The 20926-nt window shown below is 48.8% G+C and carries 18 protein-coding genes; 9 read left to right on the top strand and 9 right to left on the bottom strand.

Annotation, left to right across the window (positions count from 1 at the left end; genetic code table 11):
* Window positions 1-31: 31 nt before the first annotated feature.
* Window positions 32-1867, top strand: coding sequence for an LTA synthase family protein (locus HWI92_RS03135; protein ID WP_204660743.1), 1836 nt, complete (start codon window positions 32-34; stop codon window positions 1865-1867).
* A 36-nt stretch (window positions 1868-1903) separates the two neighbouring features.
* The gene (gene mtaB / locus HWI92_RS03130) at window positions 1904-3229 is read left to right on the top strand and encodes a tRNA (N(6)-L-threonylcarbamoyladenosine(37)-C(2))-methylthiotransferase MtaB (protein WP_204660742.1); all 1326 of its coding nucleotides are present in this window, start codon (window positions 1904-1906) and stop codon (window positions 3227-3229) included.
* Window positions 3230-3332: 103 nt separating this feature from the next.
* Here the strand turns inward: mtaB and HWI92_RS03125 are convergent, their stop codons facing one another.
* The 3 genes from HWI92_RS03125 to HWI92_RS03115 all read right to left on the bottom strand — a co-directional run bounded on the left by HWI92_RS03125 (window position 3333) and on the right by HWI92_RS03115 (window position 6614).
* On the bottom strand, window positions 3333-4652 hold the full coding sequence (locus HWI92_RS03125) for an ammonium transporter (protein WP_204660741.1): 1320 nt from the start codon (window positions 4650-4652) through the stop codon (window positions 3333-3335).
* A gap of 44 nt (window positions 4653-4696) precedes the next feature.
* Window positions 4697-5920, bottom strand: coding sequence for a porin (locus HWI92_RS03120; protein WP_374757882.1), 1224 nt, complete (start codon window positions 5918-5920; stop codon window positions 4697-4699).
* A gap of 346 nt (window positions 5921-6266) precedes the next feature.
* Entirely contained in the window at window positions 6267-6614 is a 348-nt protein-coding gene (locus HWI92_RS03115; RefSeq protein WP_204660740.1) for a 4Fe-4S binding protein, read from the bottom strand.
* 127 nt (window positions 6615-6741) lie between these two features.
* Here HWI92_RS03115 and HWI92_RS03110 point away from each other — a divergent pair, with 127 nt between their 5' ends.
* Window positions 6742-7764 carry an acyl-CoA reductase gene (locus HWI92_RS03110; protein ID WP_204660739.1) on the top strand — a complete coding sequence of 341 codons (1023 nt, stop codon included), beginning with the start codon at window positions 6742-6744 and terminating at the stop codon, window positions 7762-7764.
* On the opposite strand, the gene HWI92_RS03105 is transcribed toward HWI92_RS03110, so the two are convergent.
* Entirely contained in the window at window positions 7759-8562 is an 804-nt protein-coding gene (locus HWI92_RS03105) for an alpha/beta hydrolase (RefSeq protein ID WP_229248787.1), read from the bottom strand. The two genes, HWI92_RS03110 and HWI92_RS03105, sit on opposite strands and share 6 nt — an antisense overlap.
* Before the next feature lie 222 nt (window positions 8563-8784).
* Between HWI92_RS03105 and HWI92_RS03100 the strand changes: the two genes are divergently transcribed.
* The 6 genes from HWI92_RS03100 (at window position 8785) to HWI92_RS03075 (ending at window position 15387) form a co-directional block, all read left to right on the top strand.
* Window positions 8785-9909: an ATP-grasp domain-containing protein gene (locus HWI92_RS03100; RefSeq protein WP_204660738.1), complete on the top strand. Its 1125-nt coding sequence runs from the start codon at window positions 8785-8787 to the stop codon at window positions 9907-9909.
* A gap of 25 nt (window positions 9910-9934) precedes the next feature.
* Complete coding sequence (locus HWI92_RS03095; protein WP_204660737.1) at window positions 9935-11035, top strand: carboxylate-amine ligase; 1101 nt, start codon at window positions 9935-9937, stop codon at window positions 11033-11035.
* A 111-nt stretch (window positions 11036-11146) separates the two neighbouring features.
* Window positions 11147-12007 carry a type 1 glutamine amidotransferase gene (locus HWI92_RS03090; RefSeq protein WP_204660736.1) on the top strand — a complete coding sequence of 287 codons (861 nt, stop codon included), beginning with the start codon at window positions 11147-11149 and terminating at the stop codon, window positions 12005-12007.
* A gap of 39 nt (window positions 12008-12046) precedes the next feature.
* Complete coding sequence (locus HWI92_RS03085; RefSeq protein ID WP_204660735.1) at window positions 12047-13237, top strand: hypothetical protein; 1191 nt, start codon at window positions 12047-12049, stop codon at window positions 13235-13237.
* 54 nt (window positions 13238-13291) lie between these two features.
* On the top strand, window positions 13292-14512 hold the full coding sequence (locus HWI92_RS03080; protein WP_204660734.1) for an aspartate aminotransferase family protein: 1221 nt from the start codon (window positions 13292-13294) through the stop codon (window positions 14510-14512).
* Entirely contained in the window at window positions 14509-15387 is an 879-nt protein-coding gene (locus tag HWI92_RS03075; RefSeq protein WP_204660733.1) for an aldose 1-epimerase family protein, read from the top strand. Before HWI92_RS03080 ends, HWI92_RS03075 begins: the two co-directional genes overlap by 4 nt.
* Before the next feature lie 6 nt (window positions 15388-15393).
* On the opposite strand, the gene HWI92_RS03070 is transcribed toward HWI92_RS03075, so the two are convergent.
* The 5 genes from HWI92_RS03070 to HWI92_RS03050 form a co-directional block, all read right to left on the bottom strand.
* Window positions 15394-15789 (bottom strand): helix-turn-helix domain-containing protein, encoded by a 396-nt coding sequence (locus HWI92_RS03070; RefSeq protein WP_204660732.1) that lies wholly within the window; start codon window positions 15787-15789, stop codon window positions 15394-15396.
* Window positions 15786-15980 carry a type II toxin-antitoxin system HicA family toxin gene (locus tag HWI92_RS25545; RefSeq protein ID WP_204660731.1) on the bottom strand — a complete coding sequence of 65 codons (195 nt, stop codon included), beginning with the start codon at window positions 15978-15980 and terminating at the stop codon, window positions 15786-15788. Before HWI92_RS25545 ends, HWI92_RS03070 begins: the two co-directional genes overlap by 4 nt.
* 146 nt (window positions 15981-16126) lie before the next feature.
* The gene (trxA, locus tag HWI92_RS03060; protein WP_204660730.1) at window positions 16127-16459 is read right to left on the bottom strand and encodes a thioredoxin; all 333 of its coding nucleotides are present in this window, start codon (window positions 16457-16459) and stop codon (window positions 16127-16129) included.
* Between the two features lie 85 nt (window positions 16460-16544).
* Window positions 16545-20192 carry a DNA polymerase III subunit alpha gene (dnaE, locus tag HWI92_RS03055; RefSeq protein WP_204660729.1) on the bottom strand — a complete coding sequence of 1216 codons (3648 nt, stop codon included), beginning with the start codon at window positions 20190-20192 and terminating at the stop codon, window positions 16545-16547.
* 47 nt (window positions 20193-20239) lie between these two features.
* Window positions 20240-20911: a DUF2461 domain-containing protein gene (locus HWI92_RS03050; RefSeq protein ID WP_204660728.1), complete on the bottom strand. Its 672-nt coding sequence runs from the start codon at window positions 20909-20911 to the stop codon at window positions 20240-20242.
* Between the last annotated feature and the right edge of the window lie 15 nt (window positions 20912-20926).

The raw sequence follows: 20926 nt of genomic DNA, 5'->3' as shown, positions 1-20926 counted from the left end.
TTAAGAACTTTACGCTTACAACAAGACACCAATGCGTAACAGAATTGCCTTTCTTGCCCTGTACGGGCTGTGCTGGACATTATTATTTCAATTTTTCAGGATCGTATTTTTCCTGTACCATTATCAGAAAGCACTGGAGATCGCACCATCGCTTTGGGCAAGCAGTGCATTTCACGGCTTGCGGATGGATATTTCATTTGCATCCTACCTGCTGCTGATACCCACGCTGGCCATGCTGTTTACCACCCGGAGCACAAGCTGGTACCAGCGCTTTATGCTGATATACAGCGGCATCATGGCTTTTGTCATTGTACTCCTGGTTGTAACAGACCTGGAATTGTTCCGGGCCTGGGGCTTTCGCATTGACGGAACCTCCCTGCACTATCTGGAAACGCCGCGCGAAGCATTTGCATCCATGGGCGCTGCGCCGGTCGTTCCCCTGCTGCTCCTGGTGGCGGTGCTCTGGGCGCTGTCAGCCCGGCTACTGCAGATCATTGTTCGCAGGTGCACTTCCCGCTTTACGCGCATTCCTTTATACCTGAGCATTCCTGTTTTCCCGGCACTGGCAGCAATGCTGATCATCCCCATACGGGGCGGTTTGCAGCTGGCCCCGATGAATGAAAGTGCGGTGTATTTCAGTGACAAGAGCTTCGCAAACTATGCGGCGGTGAATGTAGCCTGGAACTTCATGGCGTCGGTCTTTAACAATACCTACTCCCAAAAAAACCCTTTTATCTATTTCGAAGGACAAAAAGATGCTGATATGGTAGGATCGCTCTACCCGGCTCCGGAGCAGCATGAGCAGGTGATCAGCAGGGAAAAGCCGGTGAACCTGATCATTATTATATGGGAAAGCTTTACAGCCAAAGTAGCAGGCAGCCTTGGCGGCCTCCCGGAAGTGACGCCTCAGTTCAACAGGCTCTCGTCGGAGGGACTGCTCTTTACCCAAATATATGCGAGCGGGAACCGCAGCGACAAGGGCATGGTATCCATCCTGAGCGGCTACCCGGCCCAGCCGACCCACTCCATCATTAAAATTCCTAAAAAGACACGCTCGCTGCCTTCACTGCCGGGCGCATTGCATGATCGCGGATGGTATACTTCGTTTTACTACGGCGGCGAAACCGAATTTGCCAATATGAAGTCCTACTTCCTGCAGCAGCATTTTGATAGGATCATCGACAGAAATGATTTTGATGAAAAAGATATGAACTCCAAATGGGGCGCTCACGATCATGTGGTACTCAATCGCGTGATCAATGATCTGGACAGGCAAAAACAACCGTTTTTCACCACTGTTTTCACCCTCAGCAGCCACGAGCCCTTTGAAGTGCCCGTACCCACGGCCATACCCGGTAACGATTCGGAACATTTATTCCTGAACGCCCATCATTATACCGACGAAGCAATCGGTGATTTTATAAAAACAGCCAAAACCAAACCCTGGTGGGATAATACACTCATTGTGATCCTGGCAGACCACGGCCATCCCCTGCCCGACCTGCACCGGCCCAAACCTTCGGAATTCCACATTCCCATGCTTTGGCTGGGCGGAGCGCTCACCAGGGCGCCGGGCCAAGTTACCACGCTCTCCTCACAGACAGACCTGGCGGCGACGCTTTTGGCCCAGTTTAATGTACCGGCCGGCGAATTCAGGTGGAGCAGTGATATTCTTTCCAAAAACAAGGTACCCTTCGCCTATTTCGCGTTTAACAATGGCCTGGGCTGGATGCGGCCTGATGGTTTTCTGGTCAGGGACAACATCGGGGGCAACATCACGGAGCGGCAGGGCGCATTGGGAAGTCAGGAGCCAGACCTTGCCAGGGCCTATTTGCAGGCATCTTTCAGTGATTATGTAAAGCGTTGATTCAAAAGGTGTAATTTTGCGGAATATTTGACAACAATGAAAAAAGTAGCATTCTATACACTCGGCTGCAAGCTGAACTACTCCGAAACCTCCTCCATTGCAAGAATGTTTGAGCAGAAGGGTTATGCCAAAGTGGAGTTCAATGAGTCGCCGGATATATTTATCATCAACACCTGCTCGGTTACCGAGAATGCAGATAAAAAATGCCGCAAGATCGTGCGTGAGGCACAAAAGATCAATGCGGACGGATTTGTGGCGGTGATCGGCTGCTACGCCCAGCTCAAACCCAAAGAAATATCCGAGATCCCCGGCGTGGACGCAGTATTGGGCGCTGCCGAGAAATTCAGGCTGGCAGATCTGATTGATACTTTTGAAAAAACACCCAGCAATGCCCCTGCCTGGGTAGTTGCCTCGCACATCGACAATGCAATTGAGTACCATACCTCCTACTCGCTGAACGACCGCACCCGCACCTTCCTGAAAGTGCAGGACGGCTGCGATTATCCCTGCTCGTACTGCACCATTCCGCTGGCCCGAGGCAAAAGCCGGTCCGACAGTATTGTAAATGTGGTGAATGCCGCCCGTGAAATTGCAGCACGGGACGTGAAGGAAATTGTACTGACGGGTGTTAATATCGGCGACTTTGGTATCCGGGAAGGTGAAAGAAAAGAAAGCTTCCTGCAATTGATCAAAGCGCTTGACGAAGTGGAAGGCATTGAAAGGTTCCGTATTTCATCCATTGAACCCAATCTGCTGACCGACGAGATCATTGAGTTTGTGGCACAATCCAAACGTTTTGCTCCGCACTTCCATATCCCGCTGCAATCCGGGTCCAATAAGGTGCTGGGAATGATGAAACGTCGCTATAAGCGTGAGCTTTATACCGAAAGGGTAGCCAAAATCAAATCGCTTATGCCCGATTGCTGCATTGGGGTGGATGTGATCGTGGGCCATGCGGGTGAAACCCGCGAACTTTTTGAAGAAACGTACCAGTTTTTGAATGAGCTGGATGTTTCGTACCTGCACGTATTTACCTACTCCGAGCGCGAAAACACCGCCGCACTTGCCATACGGCCCATAGTAGCCAAAAGCGAGCGGGCAGAGCGGTCCAGAATGCTGCATATTTTATCCGACAAAAAGAAAAGGTTCTTTTACGAACAACAACTGAATAAGCAGGGTAAGGTGTTGTTTGAAGACGAAGTTCAGAATGGACAAATGCTGGGCTTTACGGAGAACTATGTGCGGGTAGCTGTAAAGTATGACCCGCTGCTGATCAATGAAACCAAGGAAGTACGCTACGATCATATTAATGAAGAAGGATTGATGGAAGTGACCGAGACAGAGGCCTTCGTACTCGCCTGATTACAATATCTATGACTTATCATTATTGACATTTACCGATGATTGTAAAACAGGAAAGCCCGGCATACCGCCGGGCTTTCTGCTGTTATAACGCTGAATAATCTTATGCTTCTACAAGAAATTCGTCGTGCTGGCTGATATCCAGACCGGCTCTTTCGTCCGATTCGGAAACACGCAGCGGCAAAATCAGGTCAGTCACTTTGAGGAGCACCAGTGAGCCTACAAAAGCGAACACCGACACACCTACCAGCGCAATCACGTGGTTGATAAACAGGGTAGTTTCACCAAAAGCAAGACCTTGATCAGTCACCAGCGAGTTAACGCCGCTTGTTGCGAAGATACCCGTCATCAGCATACCTACCATACCGCCTACACCGTGGCATGGAAACACATCCAGCGTATCGTCCAGTGTTGAACGTGAACGCAGGTGAGCGATGTAGTTGGAAATAATGGCTGCGACAGTACCGATAAACAGGGACGAAGGAACCGTTACGAAACCGGCAGCAGGCGTAATGGCCACCAGACCAACTACTGCACCGATACAGAAACCAAGAGCTGAAACTTTCTTGCCTTTGGCAGCATCAAATAATACCCATGCAAGACCTGCGGCACCTGCGGCAGTGTTGGTCGTTGCAAAAGCAGACACGGCAAGCGGCGATGCTGTAAGCGCAGAACCTGCATTAAAGCCGAACCATCCGAACCAGAGCAAACCTGTTCCAAGCAGTACAAACGGAATGTTTGCAGGAGGAAGCACGTGATCGTCCATCAGGGATTTGCGTCTTTTCAGGTAAAGTGCGCCGGCAAGTGCAGCCCATCCGGCAGACATATGCACGACGGTACCGCCGGCAAAGTCAAGAACACCCATTTTGAAAAGAAGGCCGTCGGCATGCCACGTCATGTGGGCGAGCGGCGAGTAAATGAATACGCAGAACAGGATGATGAACAGTACATACGAACGGAAATTCACACGTTCTGCCATCGAGCCGGTCACAAGCGCCGGGGTGATCACGGCAAATTTCAGCTGGAACATCGCGAACAATGCAAACGGGATTGTTCCCCAGACCGGCCCGTCGAGCACGCCCCTGAACATGAAGTGGGTCATGGGATTGCCAATAAAACCACCAATATCTTCACCAAAAGCGAGGCTGAATCCAACCACAACCCAGGCAACACTGATTACCCCCATGGCGATAAAGCTCTGGAGCATTGTGGAAATCACATTTTTGTTGTTCACCATTCCACCGTAAAAGTAGGCAAGGCCTGGTGTCATCAGAAGCACCAGCGCAGACGATACAAGCATCCAGGCCGTATCACCCCCGTTCACACCTTCGGTGACAATCTGGGTTGGGACGTTGGGTACCAGGGCGCCAAGGATGCTGACTATCAACAGGATAATCAGTGGGACAAAAGAGCGTTTTTCCATTGTAGTAATTGTTATTAATAGTAGTAGATTAAGAAGGTATATAATTAGAATTTGTAAATGAATGCTAGTCCGAATGTTGTCTGGCTGCTTTTGGTCCAGTTGCCGTCTGAATCCTCAAATTGTTGCTCTTCGTTGGTTCCGTTCACTTTGGGATAGGCGTCAAGACGAAACTCAGGTTTAACCAGAATGTGTCCGTCAGCAAGTGAAATGTTGCCTGTAAGCGTCACAGAATTCACGCTGGTACCTGCGCCGGATGCCGTAAGCAAGCCGCGAACACCATTGTCATTATTGAAATATTCATATCTGGCACCAATACCGAAATTGTCGGTGATAGCTGTATTTGCATATACTGCGAACCCGCCCCAGGTTTGCGCATCCAGCGGTCCGCCGAATCCCTGGTAGTCTCCTTTTTGCGAACCATAGGCTGCATTGAAGCCCAGGAGGAATTTTTCGGTGATCTGATAACTTGTCGTCAGATCAAAAAGGGTGTAATGTCCGGCAGGCTGTTTGCCGAGGCTGTCCGGATTTGCTTCGTTGCTGTTTATAAAGTTAAGATAAACATTCCAATTGCTGACCGGAGAAAAGTAAAATTGTCCAATCAGTCCTTTTTTTCTGTTGTTATCTCCTAGTCCGTCAACATTGTTCACCACACCGAGCATCAGCGATGCTTTTTCAGAGAAGGAATAGGTTGCTTTGAGGCCTGCATGGTAAAACGGACCATTATTGAACAAGTTCGAGAGCGAGTAGTTGAAGTTAGCAGGAGCATCAATCACTTCATAGCCGATGTGCGTACCGAACTGGCCGGCGGTCATCGAAAACTTGTCAGTGAACTTATAGGTAAAGTAGGCCTGCTTGATGGCGAGTGCCGTGCTGGTACTTGCACCATCGAGCGGGCTGAGCAAGTTGCCATAGTTACCATAGTCTGCATTGGGTCCGAATGTAAGGTCCACCACTGCCTCTGACTTTGCATTGGTGTAAGCCACCTTCGCCTGAACAAGGCCGAGGGAGAACTGCCCGGCTTTCCGGTCGAACACCCGGGCCGTACCGGCAGCACCCAGGTTGGAGCGTGAGGCAGGTTTGTTGAAATTAGCCATGTAGTAGGAGTCCAGGTATCCTGAAAACGCAAATGCTCCTTTTGCTTCCTCTTCATCCTTTACTTCCGTTATCACTGTGGAATCCGTTTTCACGGCTTTTTTGTCCTCCTCACCCATTGCAGAGGTCAAAAACGGCACCATCAAAGATAATACTGTACAATAGACTTTTTTCATAATTATATTCTGTTTAAGTTAATATTACGCTCCGGCAGGATTAGTAGGTCAAATATTGAACTTAAATTATATTAATCAAATATCAGCATAGTAATTTATAGTGAAAAAGGTCAAAATCATAAAAATTTGCTGTTTTTTATAGCTAAATAAACATAAAAGTGAACTTTATACGAAATAATACACACAGATTTAAATTTTGCCTACACAGCTGTATGCAGAATATTATAAACTGACAAATGCTTGGGATCGTTGTGAATTTCACGGCTGCAAACGCATGCTGAAATCCGGCGGGCACAAAAAAAGGCCCGCTGGTCAGCGGGCCTTTCATAATATCTTACAGGTAAACCTATTCTCCGTGCATCCAGGCTTTTTTAGCCAGCAGGGTGTCTTCTTCCTCTTCGTTGTCGGGATCCGGTACGCAGCAATCTACCGGGCAGACAGCAGCGCACTGCGGTTCTTCATGGAAGCCCACGCACTCGGTACATTTATCGGATACTATATAGTAAAATTCGTCAGAAACAGGTGCCTGTTTTTCCTTGCCGCTTACCACAGTACCATCGCCGAAATCGACCTCGTCCAAACTCGTTCCATCGCCCCACGTCCATTCAACACCACCCTCATAAATTGCTGTATTCGGGCACTCTGGCTCACACGCCCCACAATTTATGCATTCATCGGTTATCATTATAGCCATAGTCGCCGGATTGTTTATATTTGTTGCTATTTCCTCTGTTTAAGGTAACAAATATAACTATTTATAGTTTCCCGACAATCAGAAAAATAAAATCCCAGCAGACCATTCAACCATTGATAATCCAATAATGCTTAACCGCCCCCGGCGCATTGCCGCGTTCATCAACTTAGGAAAATTCATCACAGACGCTCAGAACCAGCACATCATTCAGGAATGGGCCACTGCCGCCCACAGGCGCAATAACTGGTTCACTCCGGAAAGTACAATTTCAGCCCTGCATGCAATTGCTGCACGTTTTCTTTCCGAAGGCCCTCTTACCGCTTGGGCAGCAAGCTATCCTGAACCTGTTTCAAGCCGGAAAATAGGGCTCGTAATGGCAGGAAACATTCCGGCAGTAGGTTTTCACGACGCACTTTGCGTGCTGATCAGCGGGCACATCCTGCTTGCAAAGCCCAGCACCGATGATCAGGTACTTATTCTTACCCTGCTCGAAAAGCTTGTTGAACTCGAACCTGCGTTTCAGGAGTACATCCGGTTTGTGGAAAGGCTTAACGATGCTGATGCCTACATTGCCACCGGCAGCAACAATACCGCACGTTACTTTCATTATTACTTTTCGAAGAAACCGAACATTATTAGGCGCAACCGTACATCGGTGGCTGTATTGACCGGCGACGAAACCGACGATGCACTGCTTGCACTTGGCCAGGACGCACTTCAGTACTTCGGGCTGGGTTGCCGCAATGTTTCAAAGGTTTTTGTACCGGAAGGATATGATTTTACCCGGTTTTACGAAAACATAGAGGTGCTGGCCGGCAAATACTTGAACCACCACAAGTATTTCAACAATTATGAATATAACAAGTCCGTGATGCTGGTGAACCGTACCCCGCATCAGGACAACGGCTTTTTGCTGATTACCCAAAGTCCAGCTTTGGTGTCGCCAATCAGTGTACTGCATTTCGAGCACTATACCAGTATGGACAAGCTGAAAGTGACCCTGGCCGATGCCTCAGAGCAGATCCAGTGTATTGCGGGAAGTAATGCCACAGGTATTCCGGGTGCAGTACCATTTGGTTCGACGCAGGAGCCGGAACTGACGGACTATGCCGATGCCGTGGATACGATGGCTTTTCTGGCTGGCTTATAAAGCCGCAGTTACCCAGCGCAGGAAGTCTGGCATCACCTGTGACCAGGTCAAAGGCGCATGAATGCCTCCGGCAACTTCACGATAAATAATGTCACTGCCCCAGGTATATCCTTTTCGTTCCAGCTCCGAAATGCATTCGAGCGTGTCCTGAATGGAGTCGATCACGCCATCCTGATCCCGGTCGTCCGCCTCATCCATCGTGCCGCATTGAAACCAGAATTTCAGGTCTGGGCGCTCCGGGGAGTTCCTGATCTGGGCATGCATAATGCGGTCGCGATCGCTGTATCCTTCGTGCAGCGCACGTTCCCGCCACCATAGCGAGCCCGAGAAAACCCCCACGCGCCGGAAGGTTCCGGGATGGTTCCACGCCATATCCAGCGCCATTAATCCGCCCAGTGAAAATCCGGCGTAGCTCACATCACGAACATTTACCGGAAACTGACTGACCAGGTACGGCAAAAGTTCATGCAGTACAAAGTCCGTGGTGGCTCCTGCCCTGCTTCCCCGCCCTGCATAGTCAGTCTTTGCAGCGACACCATATTCGGCCAGGCGGTCTTTGCCTGCGTGTATCCCTGCTACTACTACCGGCGGAATGTACCCGGCACGATATTGCTGTTCCAAAGTTTCCATGAGCTGCAATGCACTGAAATCCTGACCATCGTTGAAAAGGACAAGAGGCAACTTTTCAGAACCCGTGGCATGCGAAGGGTAAATCATTGAAACAGATACTGCCCGCCTGAGGAAGGAAGATGTGAGCGTAAGCCCGGAGGTCTGGAAGTATGCCGAGAGCGCACTCAATGTGTTTGGATCGGATGGTAGAAGGTATGCAATTTATGGTAAAACTTTCGTACCGGAAGAAACGCCCCGGCTAACCCGGCAAAAGAAGCCAATGGAAGGGTTATTTGCTTGGGTAGATTTGTTTTGTATATTTCAATAACCGGAAACCACAGGTAAAATACCAGCCCGCTGCTTTTCCGGAGCTGCCTTTTTGTTTACCCCAACTTTGACCAAAGCATAATTATGAAAAAGATAGGAATTCTGTATGGCATGGAAAATACATTTCCGAATGCTTTCATTGAGCGCGTCAACAGCAAGAATCCGGAAGGCATCAGGGCGGAGGCCGTCACGATTGATAAGGTAGTACAGGCCGACCCGACCGAATATGCCGTAATCATCGACCGCATTTCACAGGATGTTCCTTTTTACAGATCATACCTCAAAAACGCTGCACTTTCGGGCACGGCTGTGATCAATAATCCTTTCTGGTGGAGTGCTGACGAAAAGTTTTTTAACAATGCACTGGCAGAGCGGATCGGTGTGCCGGTACCCAAAACCGTGCTGCTGCCCTCCAAAGAACGTCCTGCCGATACATCCGAAACCTCATTCCGAAACCTTGCATTCCCGATGGCGTGGGAAGAAATCTTTCAGTATGTAGGATTTCCGGCATACATGAAGCCCCACGATGGCGGCGGCTGGAAGAGCGTGTACAGGGTAGTAAATCCGCAGGACATGTGGCACAAACATCAGGAAACGGGTCAGCTGGTGATGATGCTGCAGGAAGAAATTGTTTTCGACGATTATTTCCGCTGCTACTGCATTGGCCGGAAAGATGTACTGATTATGCCCTATGAACCGCGCAACCCGCATCATCTCAGATATGCAGCCGATATCAAAGCGACCGGCGAGGCCCGTGAAAAGTTACTGGCAACAGTTAAAGAATACACGCTGAAATTGAATGATGCATTGGGTTATGACTTCAATACCGTTGAGTTTGCCGTGCGCGACGGGATCCCCTATGCGATCGACTTCTGCAATCCGGCACCCGATGCGGACATATACTCGGTAGGTCCCGATAATTTTGAATGGGTAGTGGAAACCGCTGCCAACATGGCCATTGAACGTGCCAGGCAGCATGTGCCGGGCCAGACGAACCTTACCTGGGGTACTTTTGTCCGGGAGTCGGTTGTTATAAAACAGCCAGATCTTCCCTCATCGACGGAAGTAGTGGTAAAAACTTCGGTACCGAAAAAAGCAACCAAAGCTGCGGCTAAAGAACCTGCAATCACCGAGCCTGAACCAAAAATACCTACGCAGAAAGCTGCGGCAACCAAAGCTCCTGCCAAAAACTCGAAGCTGAAAAAATAGTTTAACCGATACCAGGCACATTGTTATGGCAAATTTCACCCTCGGCATTGAAGAAGAGTTCCAGACCATTGACCCTGTCACCCGAAACCTGCGGTCACACATGTCCAAGCTGGTGGAGGACGGAAAAATTACCCTGAAAGAGAGGGTAAAAGCCGAAATGCACCAGGCGGTTGTGGAGGTGGGTACCAATATTTGTCATAACATTCAGGAAGCACGGGAGGAAGTAATGTACTTGCGCCAGATGATCCTGGACCTGGCCGATAAGCAGGACCTGCAGGTGGCTGCGGCAGGTACCCACCCCTTTGCCGACTGGGTCGACCAGCTGATCACGCCCGATCCGCGCTATGATGAAATCATTGATGAAATGCGCGACGTGGCGAGGGGGAATCTTATTTTCGGGCTGCATGTACACATTGGCATTGAAGACAGGAATGAGGGCATTCAGATTATGAATGCGGTGCGCTACTTCCTGCCCCACATCCATGCATTGTCGACCAACTCCCCTTTCTGGTGCGGACGAAATACAGGGTTTAAGTCGTACCGCTCCAAAGTTTTTGACAAATTTCCGCGCACGGGCATTCCTGATTATTTTACCAGCGCAGCCGAGTACGATGAGTACGTGAAGCTCCTGATCAAAACCAAGTGCATTGACAATGGAAAGAAGATCTGGTGGGACATCCGGGTCCACCCGTTTTTCAATACCATCGAGTTCCGCATGTGCGATGTACCAATGCGCACCGACGAAACCATATGCCTTGCCGCGATTATGCAGGCATTGGTGGTGAAAATCCACAAATTACACCGCATGAACCTGAATTTCAGGATCTATGACCGCATGCTGATCAATGAAAACAAATGGCGGGCGGCCCGCTACGGCATTCACGGCAAGCTGATCGACTTTGGAAAGCAGGAAGAAGTAGAGTACCGGCTGCTGGTGGCTGAGCTGCTGGAATTCATCGACGATGTGGTGGACGAACTGGGCAGTCGCAACGAGATCAACTACATTCATCAGATCATGGAAATGGGTACCGGCGCCGACCGGCAGCTGGCGGTTTTTGAACAAACCAACAGTCTGAATGCCGTGGTGGACTATATCGTTGCTGAAACCAGGGTCGGGCTCAGCTAGCAGGCAGGTTTTTGTGATACCAGCCGAACTATCGCGAAGACCATGCATGTTAACTTATTTACCAAAATGAATTTTTAAGAAATAGTCCGGAAAACATACCGGCTGATACGAATGGCAGAAGAACAAAAACATTTCCGGATCGCGATCCTGGATATGTACAGCGGAGTTGAAAATGAAGGAATGCGCTGCATCAAAAAGATCATTGCAGCGTTCGGGGAGCAGGAAAAGGCTTCGGTGAGTTATACTGTCTTTGACGTACGCCAGCAACTGGACATACCCGGAATGGACTTTGACGCTTATATTTCAACAGGCGGGCCCGGTAATCCTTCGCCGGTGGGTGAGCCGTGGGAAAAGCGCTTTTTCAAGTTCCTGGATCAGGTACTAACTTATAATACCAACCGCCACAATCGTGTTAAAAAGCACCTTTTCCTGATTTGCCACTCTTTTCAGATGGCCTGCATTCACTGGCAGTTGGCGGCTGTGAGCAAAAGGCGGAAAACCTCTTTCGGAACGTTTCCGGTCCATCCGACATCGGCAGGCCGCAAGGATGCAGCACTGGCCGGGCTTGATGACCCTTTCTGGATTGTCGACTCACGCGATTTCCAGGTTACACAGCCCAACAAGGCCGCATTTGATGATTTTGGTGCAAAATTGCTTTGTCTTGAAAAAATACGTCCCCACGTACCACTGGAACGTGCGATTATGGCAATCCGGTTTTCAAATGAGATTGTAGGTACGCAGTTCCACCCAGAGGCCGATGCTGAGGGTATGCTCCGGTACTTTTTGCGGGAGGATAAAAAACAGGCGATTACCACGAATTACGGCGAAGCCAAGTACAACGATATGATCCGCCACCTGAACGATCCCGACAAGATCATGCTGACAGAGGCGACCATCCTCCCCGCATTCCTGCGTCATGCATATCATAAAAGGTTTGGCAATGTAGCCGCGGCGGATATGGTGAAAGCTTGATATATTACCGCTACCGGATCATCAAAAAACGGGCACATTATGCACAAGGAAGCGAGGCAGGCATTCAATGAATCTTTTACAGATGCCAGATACAAGGCTTTTACCGGTGGTATGGACGCTGACTTTCCAGGTCAGCTTGATTTCAGGGTGGCTGAGACGCCGGTGTTCATTCCTGCGGGGCTAAAAGAAAAAATGCTGGATGCCTCAGACGGCATTATCGATGCAATACTTTCGCCTGATTTCAGGGAGAAAACCGACCGTGCAGTGCCCAAAGACCAATATGTTCCTGGCGAAAGCGCACATACCTCGTTTCTGGCAATCGACTTCGCGATCTGCAGGGATGCAAATGGCGAGCTTGTTCCTCAGCTTATTGAGTTGCAGGGATTTCCGTCCCTTTTTGGCTACCAGGCATACCTGGCCGAATCTTTCAAAAAACATTTTCCGATCCCGGCAGACTTCAACTATGCTTTCGGGCTGAGCTATGAATCTTATATTGAAAAACTGAAAACACTAATCCTCGGAAACGAAGATCCTGAGCAGGTTATACTGCTGGATATTTTTCCTGAAAAGCAGAAAACACGTATTGATTTCGTGGTTACCGAGCAGATGCTGGGCATTAAAGCCGTTTGCTATACCCGCCTGCAACGTGACGGCAGGAAGCTTTACTATGAGAAAAACGGGCGCAGGGTTCAGGTAAAAAGGATTTACAACAGACTGATCTTTGACGAACTTCAGTGCTATCCGGACCTGGAAACCAGCTACCGGTTTACTGATGAGGTAGACGTAACCTGGGTCGGACATCCAAACTGGTTTTTCAGGATCAGTAAGTTCAGTATGCCGTTTTTAAAAGGCAGCTACATTCCTGACACACGATTCGTCAGTGACTATGAGGGAAATTACCCTGCCGATCTTGAAAATTATGTATTAAAACCTCTCTTTTCATTTGCAGGAAGCGGGGTACAGTTGCACGTTGACGCCGCCATGCTGGCTGCCCTGTCCGATCCGGAAAACTATATTCTGCAAAGAAAAGTCACCTATGAACCTGTGATTCAGGCGCCTGACGGACTGGTTAAATGCGAGATCCGGCTGATGTATGGGTGGCCTGATCAGGCAGAAAGACCTGAGCTCATGATGGGTCTCAGCCGTCTCAGCCGGGGCGAGATGATCGGTGTACGATTTAACAAAGACTTTACCTGGGTGGGAGGCAGTGCATGCTTCTTCGAACCCTGATCACCATAGAATACTTTTGTTAATACAAAAAGTATTTACAGTACCTGATTCAATATGCATATTTCTCATCGCCAGCACTTCTTTGATCACGTTGCTCAAACATCCGACTACCCTCTTGCCCTCGAAATCGATAGCGCCGAGGGGGTGTACATGTACGGAGCCGACGGCAAACGGTATCTGGATCTGATCTCGGGCATTGCAGTCAGCAATGTTGGTCACCGGCATCCGGCTGTGGTAAGTGCAATTAAAGACCAGGTCGACAGGCACATGCATTTGCTGGTGTACGGTGAATTTGTGCAGAGTACACAGGTCAAGCTGGCTGCTGCACTGACCGGCACGCTGGACCTGCCAACTACGGATGCTTCCCCTTTCGGGCTGATCGACAATGTATATTTTACCAATTCCGGGACCGAGGCTACCGAGGGAGCGATGAAGCTTGCCAAGCGGTTTACCGGCCGGAGTGAATTTATTTCCTGCTTTAATGCCTATCATGGTGCTACCCAGGGAGCGCTCAGCTTGTCGGGAGCGGAGTTTTTCAAGAATAATTTTCGTCCGCTGCTGCCCGGGATCACGCATATTCGTCATGGGTATTTACCTGATATAGAAAAGATTACTAAGAAAACCGCAGCAGTGGTGATTGAGATCATCGGCGGAGAATCAGGCGTGCGCATACCCGCTGACGATTACTTCCCGGCCCTGCGCCGGCGCTGTACCGAAACAGGTGCATTGCTCGTAGTGGACGAGATACAAACAGGCTATGGACGTACCGGGACTTTCTGGGCGTTTGAGCAGGCGGGCATTTATCCCGACATTTTGCTGAGTGCCAAGGGAATGGGCGGCGGAATGCCAATTGGCGCATTTATGGCATCGCAAAAAGTCATGAGCGTGCTTAAAAACAATCCCATACTCGGGCATATAACGACTTTCGGGGGACATCCGGTAAGCTGTGCAGCATCGCTGGCGGCTCTGAAAGTGACCGTCAGCGAGCAGCTTGCCCAGTCTGCAATATCCAAAGGTGCACTTTTCAAGCATCTGCTCCGGCATGATAAGATCAGTGAAGTACGGGGAAGAGGTCTTATGCTGGCGGCTGAAATGGAGTCTTTTGACATACTGAAAAAAACAATCGACCGATGCATTCAAAAAGGTGTCGTCACGGACTGGTTTTTGTTTTGTGACAATGCTATGCGCATCGCGCCGCCCCTTACCATAACTGACGAGCAGATTAAAGAGAGTTGTGCTATTATTCTTGAAGTCCTGAACGAGCCGGAAATATGAATTTTACAATTGAAAATGACGAATTAAGCATTGCTGTGCAGCAAACCGGAGCTGAGCTCCGCAGCATCCGGTCGGTGAAGACCGGCAAGGAGTTCATGTGGAATGCGGATCCGGCTGTGTGGGCAAGTTCCGCGCCGGTACTTTTTCCCGTGATCGGAGCCATCAAGAATGGTTTTGTAAAATATAAGGGGAATGAATATGCAGTACCCCGCCATGGAATTGTACGCAACAATGCAAAGGTTTCCCTCCTGGCCCAGATTGCTGATAGCCTGACCTTTGGCTTACAGGCTGATGGTGATACGCTTAAAATTTATCCTTTTCAGTTTGAATTCAGGATTACCTACCGGCTCGATGGCTCCCGGATCATTGTTGAGCATGAAATCAAAAATCACGGAGATGAAGAAATGCTGTTCTCACTTGGCGGGCATCCTGCATTCAGGTGTCCGATGAATGAGGGTGAAGTATATGAAGACTACTACCTCGAATTTGAAAGAGAGGAAAATGAATCAACCTGGCTGCTTGAAGACAATGGATTGGTAAGCAGCCGTACCCGTCCGGTTTTGGAGCATACTAATATTCTGCCCCTGCATGCTCATTTGTTTGACAATGATGCATTGATTTTTAAAAACCTGAAATCGAGGAAGGTGACGCTGAAAAGCACAAAGTCTGGTCAGACAGTATCCCTGTATTATGACGAGTTTCCCTACTTGGGTATATGGGCCAAGCCAGGTGGACACTTTGTTTGCATAGAACCCTGGCTGGGCATTGCCGATAGCGCAGATTCCGACCAGCAGTTCGAGCAAAAAGAAGGTATTCTGAAGCTGGCCGCAGGACAGACCTTCAAAGCCAGCTTCACGATAGAAATTCACGGGTAACAAACCTCACAGCTCGACGGCAAGAAGTTCCGTTCCGAGCTTGTGCAATGCATTTTCGATCTTCTTTGCCTGAGCGGGCCTGGGTTTCTTCAGGCCTGAGGCATAGTGATTCAGCTGTTTTTCATTGATGCCGGTTAATCTTGCAATACCTGTCTGGCTGAAAATTCCTTTGTAGTATTGCAGGAAGCTTTCCACATCAAACTTCCAGATTATCTGGTACTCTCCCTTTAATGCGGCAGGTATATTCTTATCATCAAATGTCTGAAGGAGTTCAATGGTTTCCAGTACAGATTGTTTAACCTCCTCCACGGTCGCACCTGCACCATTGATCTTCTCAACATTCTCTGCATAAGCTCCGTAATGATCCTCGCTACGTCCGATGATGATCCTGATCTTTTTCATAAATTATCAAGTTGATTCAATCCCATTTCTTTTGCTATCCGCTTACGCAGAGGCTCGTACATTTCCTTAGCTCCATGAAATGGTACGATATAGCTTATACCATTTTTCTGGTACATGTAGTGACTGCCCCGCGTTCGGATGTGTACCCAACCATTGCGCCGTATGATACGGTGAAACTCTGAATATTTCATTTTAGTGTGAGTAAGTGTTGCTTCAAAGGTATACAATGATCTACCTTTTTTGCAATACTACCCATAAAAATACCCCCAAGAAGTAGCTGACTTCCTGGGGGCAGTGCATTTTCTGCGCTTTTCCTCTAACTAGGTAAAGGATCTATTTATACGGTTGCTGTTACCTGTGCGTTCAGCTTGTCTTCCAGAACGGTTTTAGGTACAACGCCCACTACTTTATCAACCAGCTGACCGCCTTTGAAGATCATCAGCGTAGGAATGCTGCGGATACCAAATTTTGCAGGAACAGAAGAATTCATATCAACGTCCATTTTACCGATCACGGCTTTGCCTTCATATTCGCCGGCCAGCTGCTCTACAACAGGTCCGATCATTTTACAAGGCCCACACCATTCAGCCCAAAAATCCACCAATACCGGCTTCTCTCCCTGGATCAATTCTTCGAATGTGCTATCGGTAATTTCAAGTGCTTTTCCCATGTTAAAAATTGTCTAAAATGATTATTAATAAGCTGACTCAATAAGGAATTCTGTACCGTAAAAGTTCCGCATTTATCAGCGCAGATCAATTCAAAGAAAATTTCACGCCGTGAAAACCCGTGAGTACTTTGAACAGCTCGTTGGTAGGCGCCACGCGGTATCCGCGCGACTGCATTTCCACTTCCAGGTGAGTCTCGGGATCGGTCACGGTCATGTTGACAATGCATGCACCGGGATGGCAGCTGAATGTCTCATTGAGGACATGGATAAACTGAGCATCAATCTGATCCAGGGCCAGGTTGATCTTGATTTTACGGCATAACTTTTCCCTGATTTCAGGTAAAAGCTGTATTTGCGAAATCTTAAACTCAAACTGATCCTCCTGCTTCCACCGGTTCTGCACTTTTCCCTTGATGTACAAAAACTGCCCTACCTGCAGGTAGTTTTTAAACCGGATGTAATCTTCTCCGCCCAGCAGCATTTCCAGCGAACCCTGGTAGTCTTCTACCTTGAAGATCATGAAGTTGCTTCCATTGCGCGACATGCGTTCCTGGGCACTGGTCACAATACCCGCCACCGTAATGTCTTTGCCAAAATACCTGGGCATTCGCTCACCGTCGGGCACTTCCATGACTTTGCCAAGGGTACAGTTACAAAAATTATCAAGCTCGATGCGGAAAGTATCCAGCGGGTGTCCTGAAATGTAAAATCCTACCACTTCCTGCTCATAGCGGAGCTTAGCCAGGTCGTCCCAGGGCTGGATATCGGCTGCCCGGGGTTTCGCTAGCGTAGAGCCGCCATCCAGCATGCCAAAAAGGGATGCCTGTGCAGAAGATTTCTCTGCGTGATGGTTGTTGGCATATTTGATCAGCTTCTCGATCAATGTATTGCTTTCCCCGGGTTCTGAGGCGAAGTACTGTGCCCGGTGAAAGTCAGGGAAGCAATCGAAGCTTCCTGCATAGGCCAGACTTTCGATCGTCTTTTTATTGACAGTCCTCAAATTGACCCGGGTCATAAAATCGTAAATATCCTTGAATGCCCCGCCGGAGTTACGTTCTTCAATGATGGCTTCCACAGCCGCATCGCCGCTTCCTTTCACACCCGCAAGTCCAAAACGCACCTCTCCTTTTTTGTTGACGCTGAACTGGCGGTCAGACTCATTGATATCAGGACCAAGTACCGGCAGTCCGAGGTTTTTACACTCCTCCATGAAGAAGGTGATCTTTTCAATGTTTCCCAGCGAGCTCGTCAGTACTGCCGCCATATATTCGGCAGGATAATGTGCTTTCAGGTAGGCAGTCTGATAAGCCACGAAAGCATAGCACGTGGAGTGGGATTTGTTGAATGCATAGGAGGCAAATGCTTCCCAGTCGGTCCATATCTTTTCAAGCTTTTTGGCATCCAGCCCACGCTCGGTACCGCCTTTCATGAAGTCGCCTTTCAGCTTGTTCAGGGTTTCGATTTGCTTCTTACCCATCGCTTTACGCAGGGTATCCGCCTGACCTTTGGTAAAGCCAGCCAGTTTCTGGGATAAAAGCATCACCTGCTCCTGGTAAACTGTAATACCATAAGTATCAGCCAGGTACTCTTCCAGCTCGGGCAGGTCGTAGGTAACTTCCTCATGCCCGTTTTTCCGGCGGATAAAGTTCGGGATGTATGCGATCGGACCAGGCCGGTACAATGCATTCATGGCGATAAGGTGCTCAAATCGATCCGGAATGAGGTCGCGCATGTACTTCTTCATTCCGTCGGATTCGAACTGAAATATCGCATTGGTATCGCCCCGCTGAAATAATTCAAACACCTTCGGATCATCCAGCGGAATGTCGTCTATCACGATTTCGTGCCCATGATTTTGCTTGATCATGCGCAGGGCTTCTTTAATGATCGTAAGGTTTCGCAGGCCTAGAAAGTCCATTTTGATGACGCCGGCATCCTCAATGATTTTACCCTGGTATTGGGTAATCAGGAAGTCGGAATCCTTTGACGTGCTGACCGGAATGATTTCGGTCAGGTCACTGGGTGCAATGATAATGCCCGCTGCGTGAATACCGGTATTCCTGACTGTACCTTCCAGTCTTCTCGCCTCTTGTAAGACGCTCGCCTGCAGATCATTGCCCATGGCAATCGCGCGCATCTTCTTCACATTATCGAGCTCATCCGGTGCAATGCCTTCCTTTTTTGTGAGGCTGCCTTCCCCTTCCAGCGGCGCTGTGAAGATCCGGTTGAGGGTCATGTTGTAAGTAGGCTTGTCAGGCACGAGCTTGGCAAGTGCATTGGCATCCACCAGCGGAAGATCCATTACCCTTGCCACGTCCTTGATCGCGGATTTGGCAGCCATCGTACCATAGGTCACAATTTGTGCAACCTGATTGTAGCCATACTTTTTAACTACATAATCAATCACTTTCTGGCGTCCTTCGTCATCAAAGTCTGTATCAATATCAGGCAGTGAAATCCGGTCAGGATTAAGGAAACGCTCAAAAAGCAGGTCGTACTTGATCGGATCGATATTCGTGATCCCGGTGCAGTAAGCCACTACCGATCCGGCTGCCGATCCACGCCCCGGACCGATAAATACGCCCATTTTACGCCCGGCATCTATAAAGTCGGCAACAATAAGGAAGTATCCCGGGAAGCCCATGTTCCTGATCGTCTGCAGCTCAAAATTAAGACGCTCCTCAATTTCCGGGGTAATCGTTTCGTACTTCTGCCTGGCGCCCTCAAAAGTAAGATGGCGCAGGTACTCCCACTGGTTCAGTACGTCGGCGGTGAGCTCTTTTTTACCCACCATTTCCGACAGAGTATGGGTCTTAAATTCGTCGGGGATCGGAAAGTTGGGCAGCAGGATATCCTTCCGCAAGTCCAGTGTCTTGATCTTTCCGACTATTTCATTCGTATTATCCAGCGACTCCGGCAGGTCATTGAACAGGGAGAGCATTTCGCTCGTTTTTTTAAAATAAAACTGATCATTGTAAAAGGCGAACCTCGAACCTTTCGGGATTCCCTTCTCATCATCAAAGTCCTTGGCCGAGGGTGTACTCTGTTTGTCGCCGGTGTTGATGCAAAGCAAAATATCATGCGCATTCCAGTCATCCCGGTCTACATAGTGGGAATCATTCGAGCAGATAATTTTGACATTATATTTGCGCGCAAACCTTACAAGTACCTCATTTACAATGTACTGATCACGTATTTCGTGACGCTGCAGCTCAACGTAAAAGTCTTCCCCGAAAAGGTCCAGCCACCATTTAAACTCGCGCTCGGCGGCTTCCTCACCTTGTCTTAATATGGTTTTGGGAATAATAGCCCCGATGCAGCAGGTAGTCGCAATCAACCCCTGATGGTATTTCAGGATTACGCTTTTATCAATGCGGGGATACTTACCGTACATGCCCTCAATGAAGCCGAGCGAGCACATTTTCACCAGATTTTTGTAGCCGATTTCGTCTTTGGCCAGCAGCAGCTGATGGTGACGCACATCCTTTTTTTCTTTTGTAAACTGCTGCACAGTCCGGTCTTCCACGACATAAAACTCGCAACCGACAATGGGCTTGATCCCCTGCTTGTTACCTTCTGCTACAAACTCAAAAACACCGAACATATTACCATGATCGGTGATGGCCACAGCGGGCATATTGTCCTCTTTGGCTTTTTTGAAAAGCTTTTTAATATCGGCGGCACCATCAAGCAGCGAAAACTGCGTGTGGCAGTGCAGGTGTGAGAATTGCATACGTAAGTTGGTATTGAAAAATCAGGAATCGGCGAAGTCAGCGAGGATTACTGCTCGGCAGGCTGCTCATATAGTACATAATTCATATAATCGGCAAAAGGTTTGAGCAGTTCGATATGCTTCACAACCATTTTCCCGAAGTCGCTGGAAGTCACCTCTTTGTCTGAGTACTGGTGCATAAAAAAAAGCTGCTTCCGTTTTAGCAGGTCTATTTCCGGATGATCCTTGGCATAACCTTTCGGCGTTGTTTTCAGCAGTTCTCCATGTATTTCAGGAAAGTGTTTGTGAAATTCCTTATCGCCGATAATGCTTTTCAGTTCGCCGGCATTGTAATCAATTTCCTGACGAAACCTGGCAAGCTGTTCCGGCGTAGTCTCCCACATGCCGCCGCCGATGAATGTCTGGTTGCCCGGCTGCACCTGAAGGTAGTAGTCGATCTTACCCGAACTCTTGCCTCCCGGACCAATTCCTGCCGCCAGGTTTTTCTTGTAGGGATCTTTGTTTTTGGAAAAACGGACATCCCGGTAAATACGCAGCATACAATCCTTCACTTCCAGACTACCCAGGTCCTGAAACTTGCCGACCTCTTTGATAAGATAAGCCACAAGCTGTTCCATATCTGACTTGGCAACCTCATAGCGCTTCTTATTTTCCTGAAACCAATCCCTGTTGTTGTTTTCTGCTAATTCGCTGAGAAAGTGAAGTGTCTGCTGATTCATGTACTTTTGACAAAG

It is taken from the genome of Dyadobacter sandarakinus (assembly GCF_016894445.1).
In the GTDB taxonomy this organism is placed as follows: domain Bacteria; phylum Bacteroidota; class Bacteroidia; order Cytophagales; family Spirosomataceae; genus Dyadobacter; species Dyadobacter sandarakinus.
The sequence above is the reverse complement of the archived record's forward strand: the minus strand, read 5'-3'. Positions and strand labels throughout refer to the sequence as shown.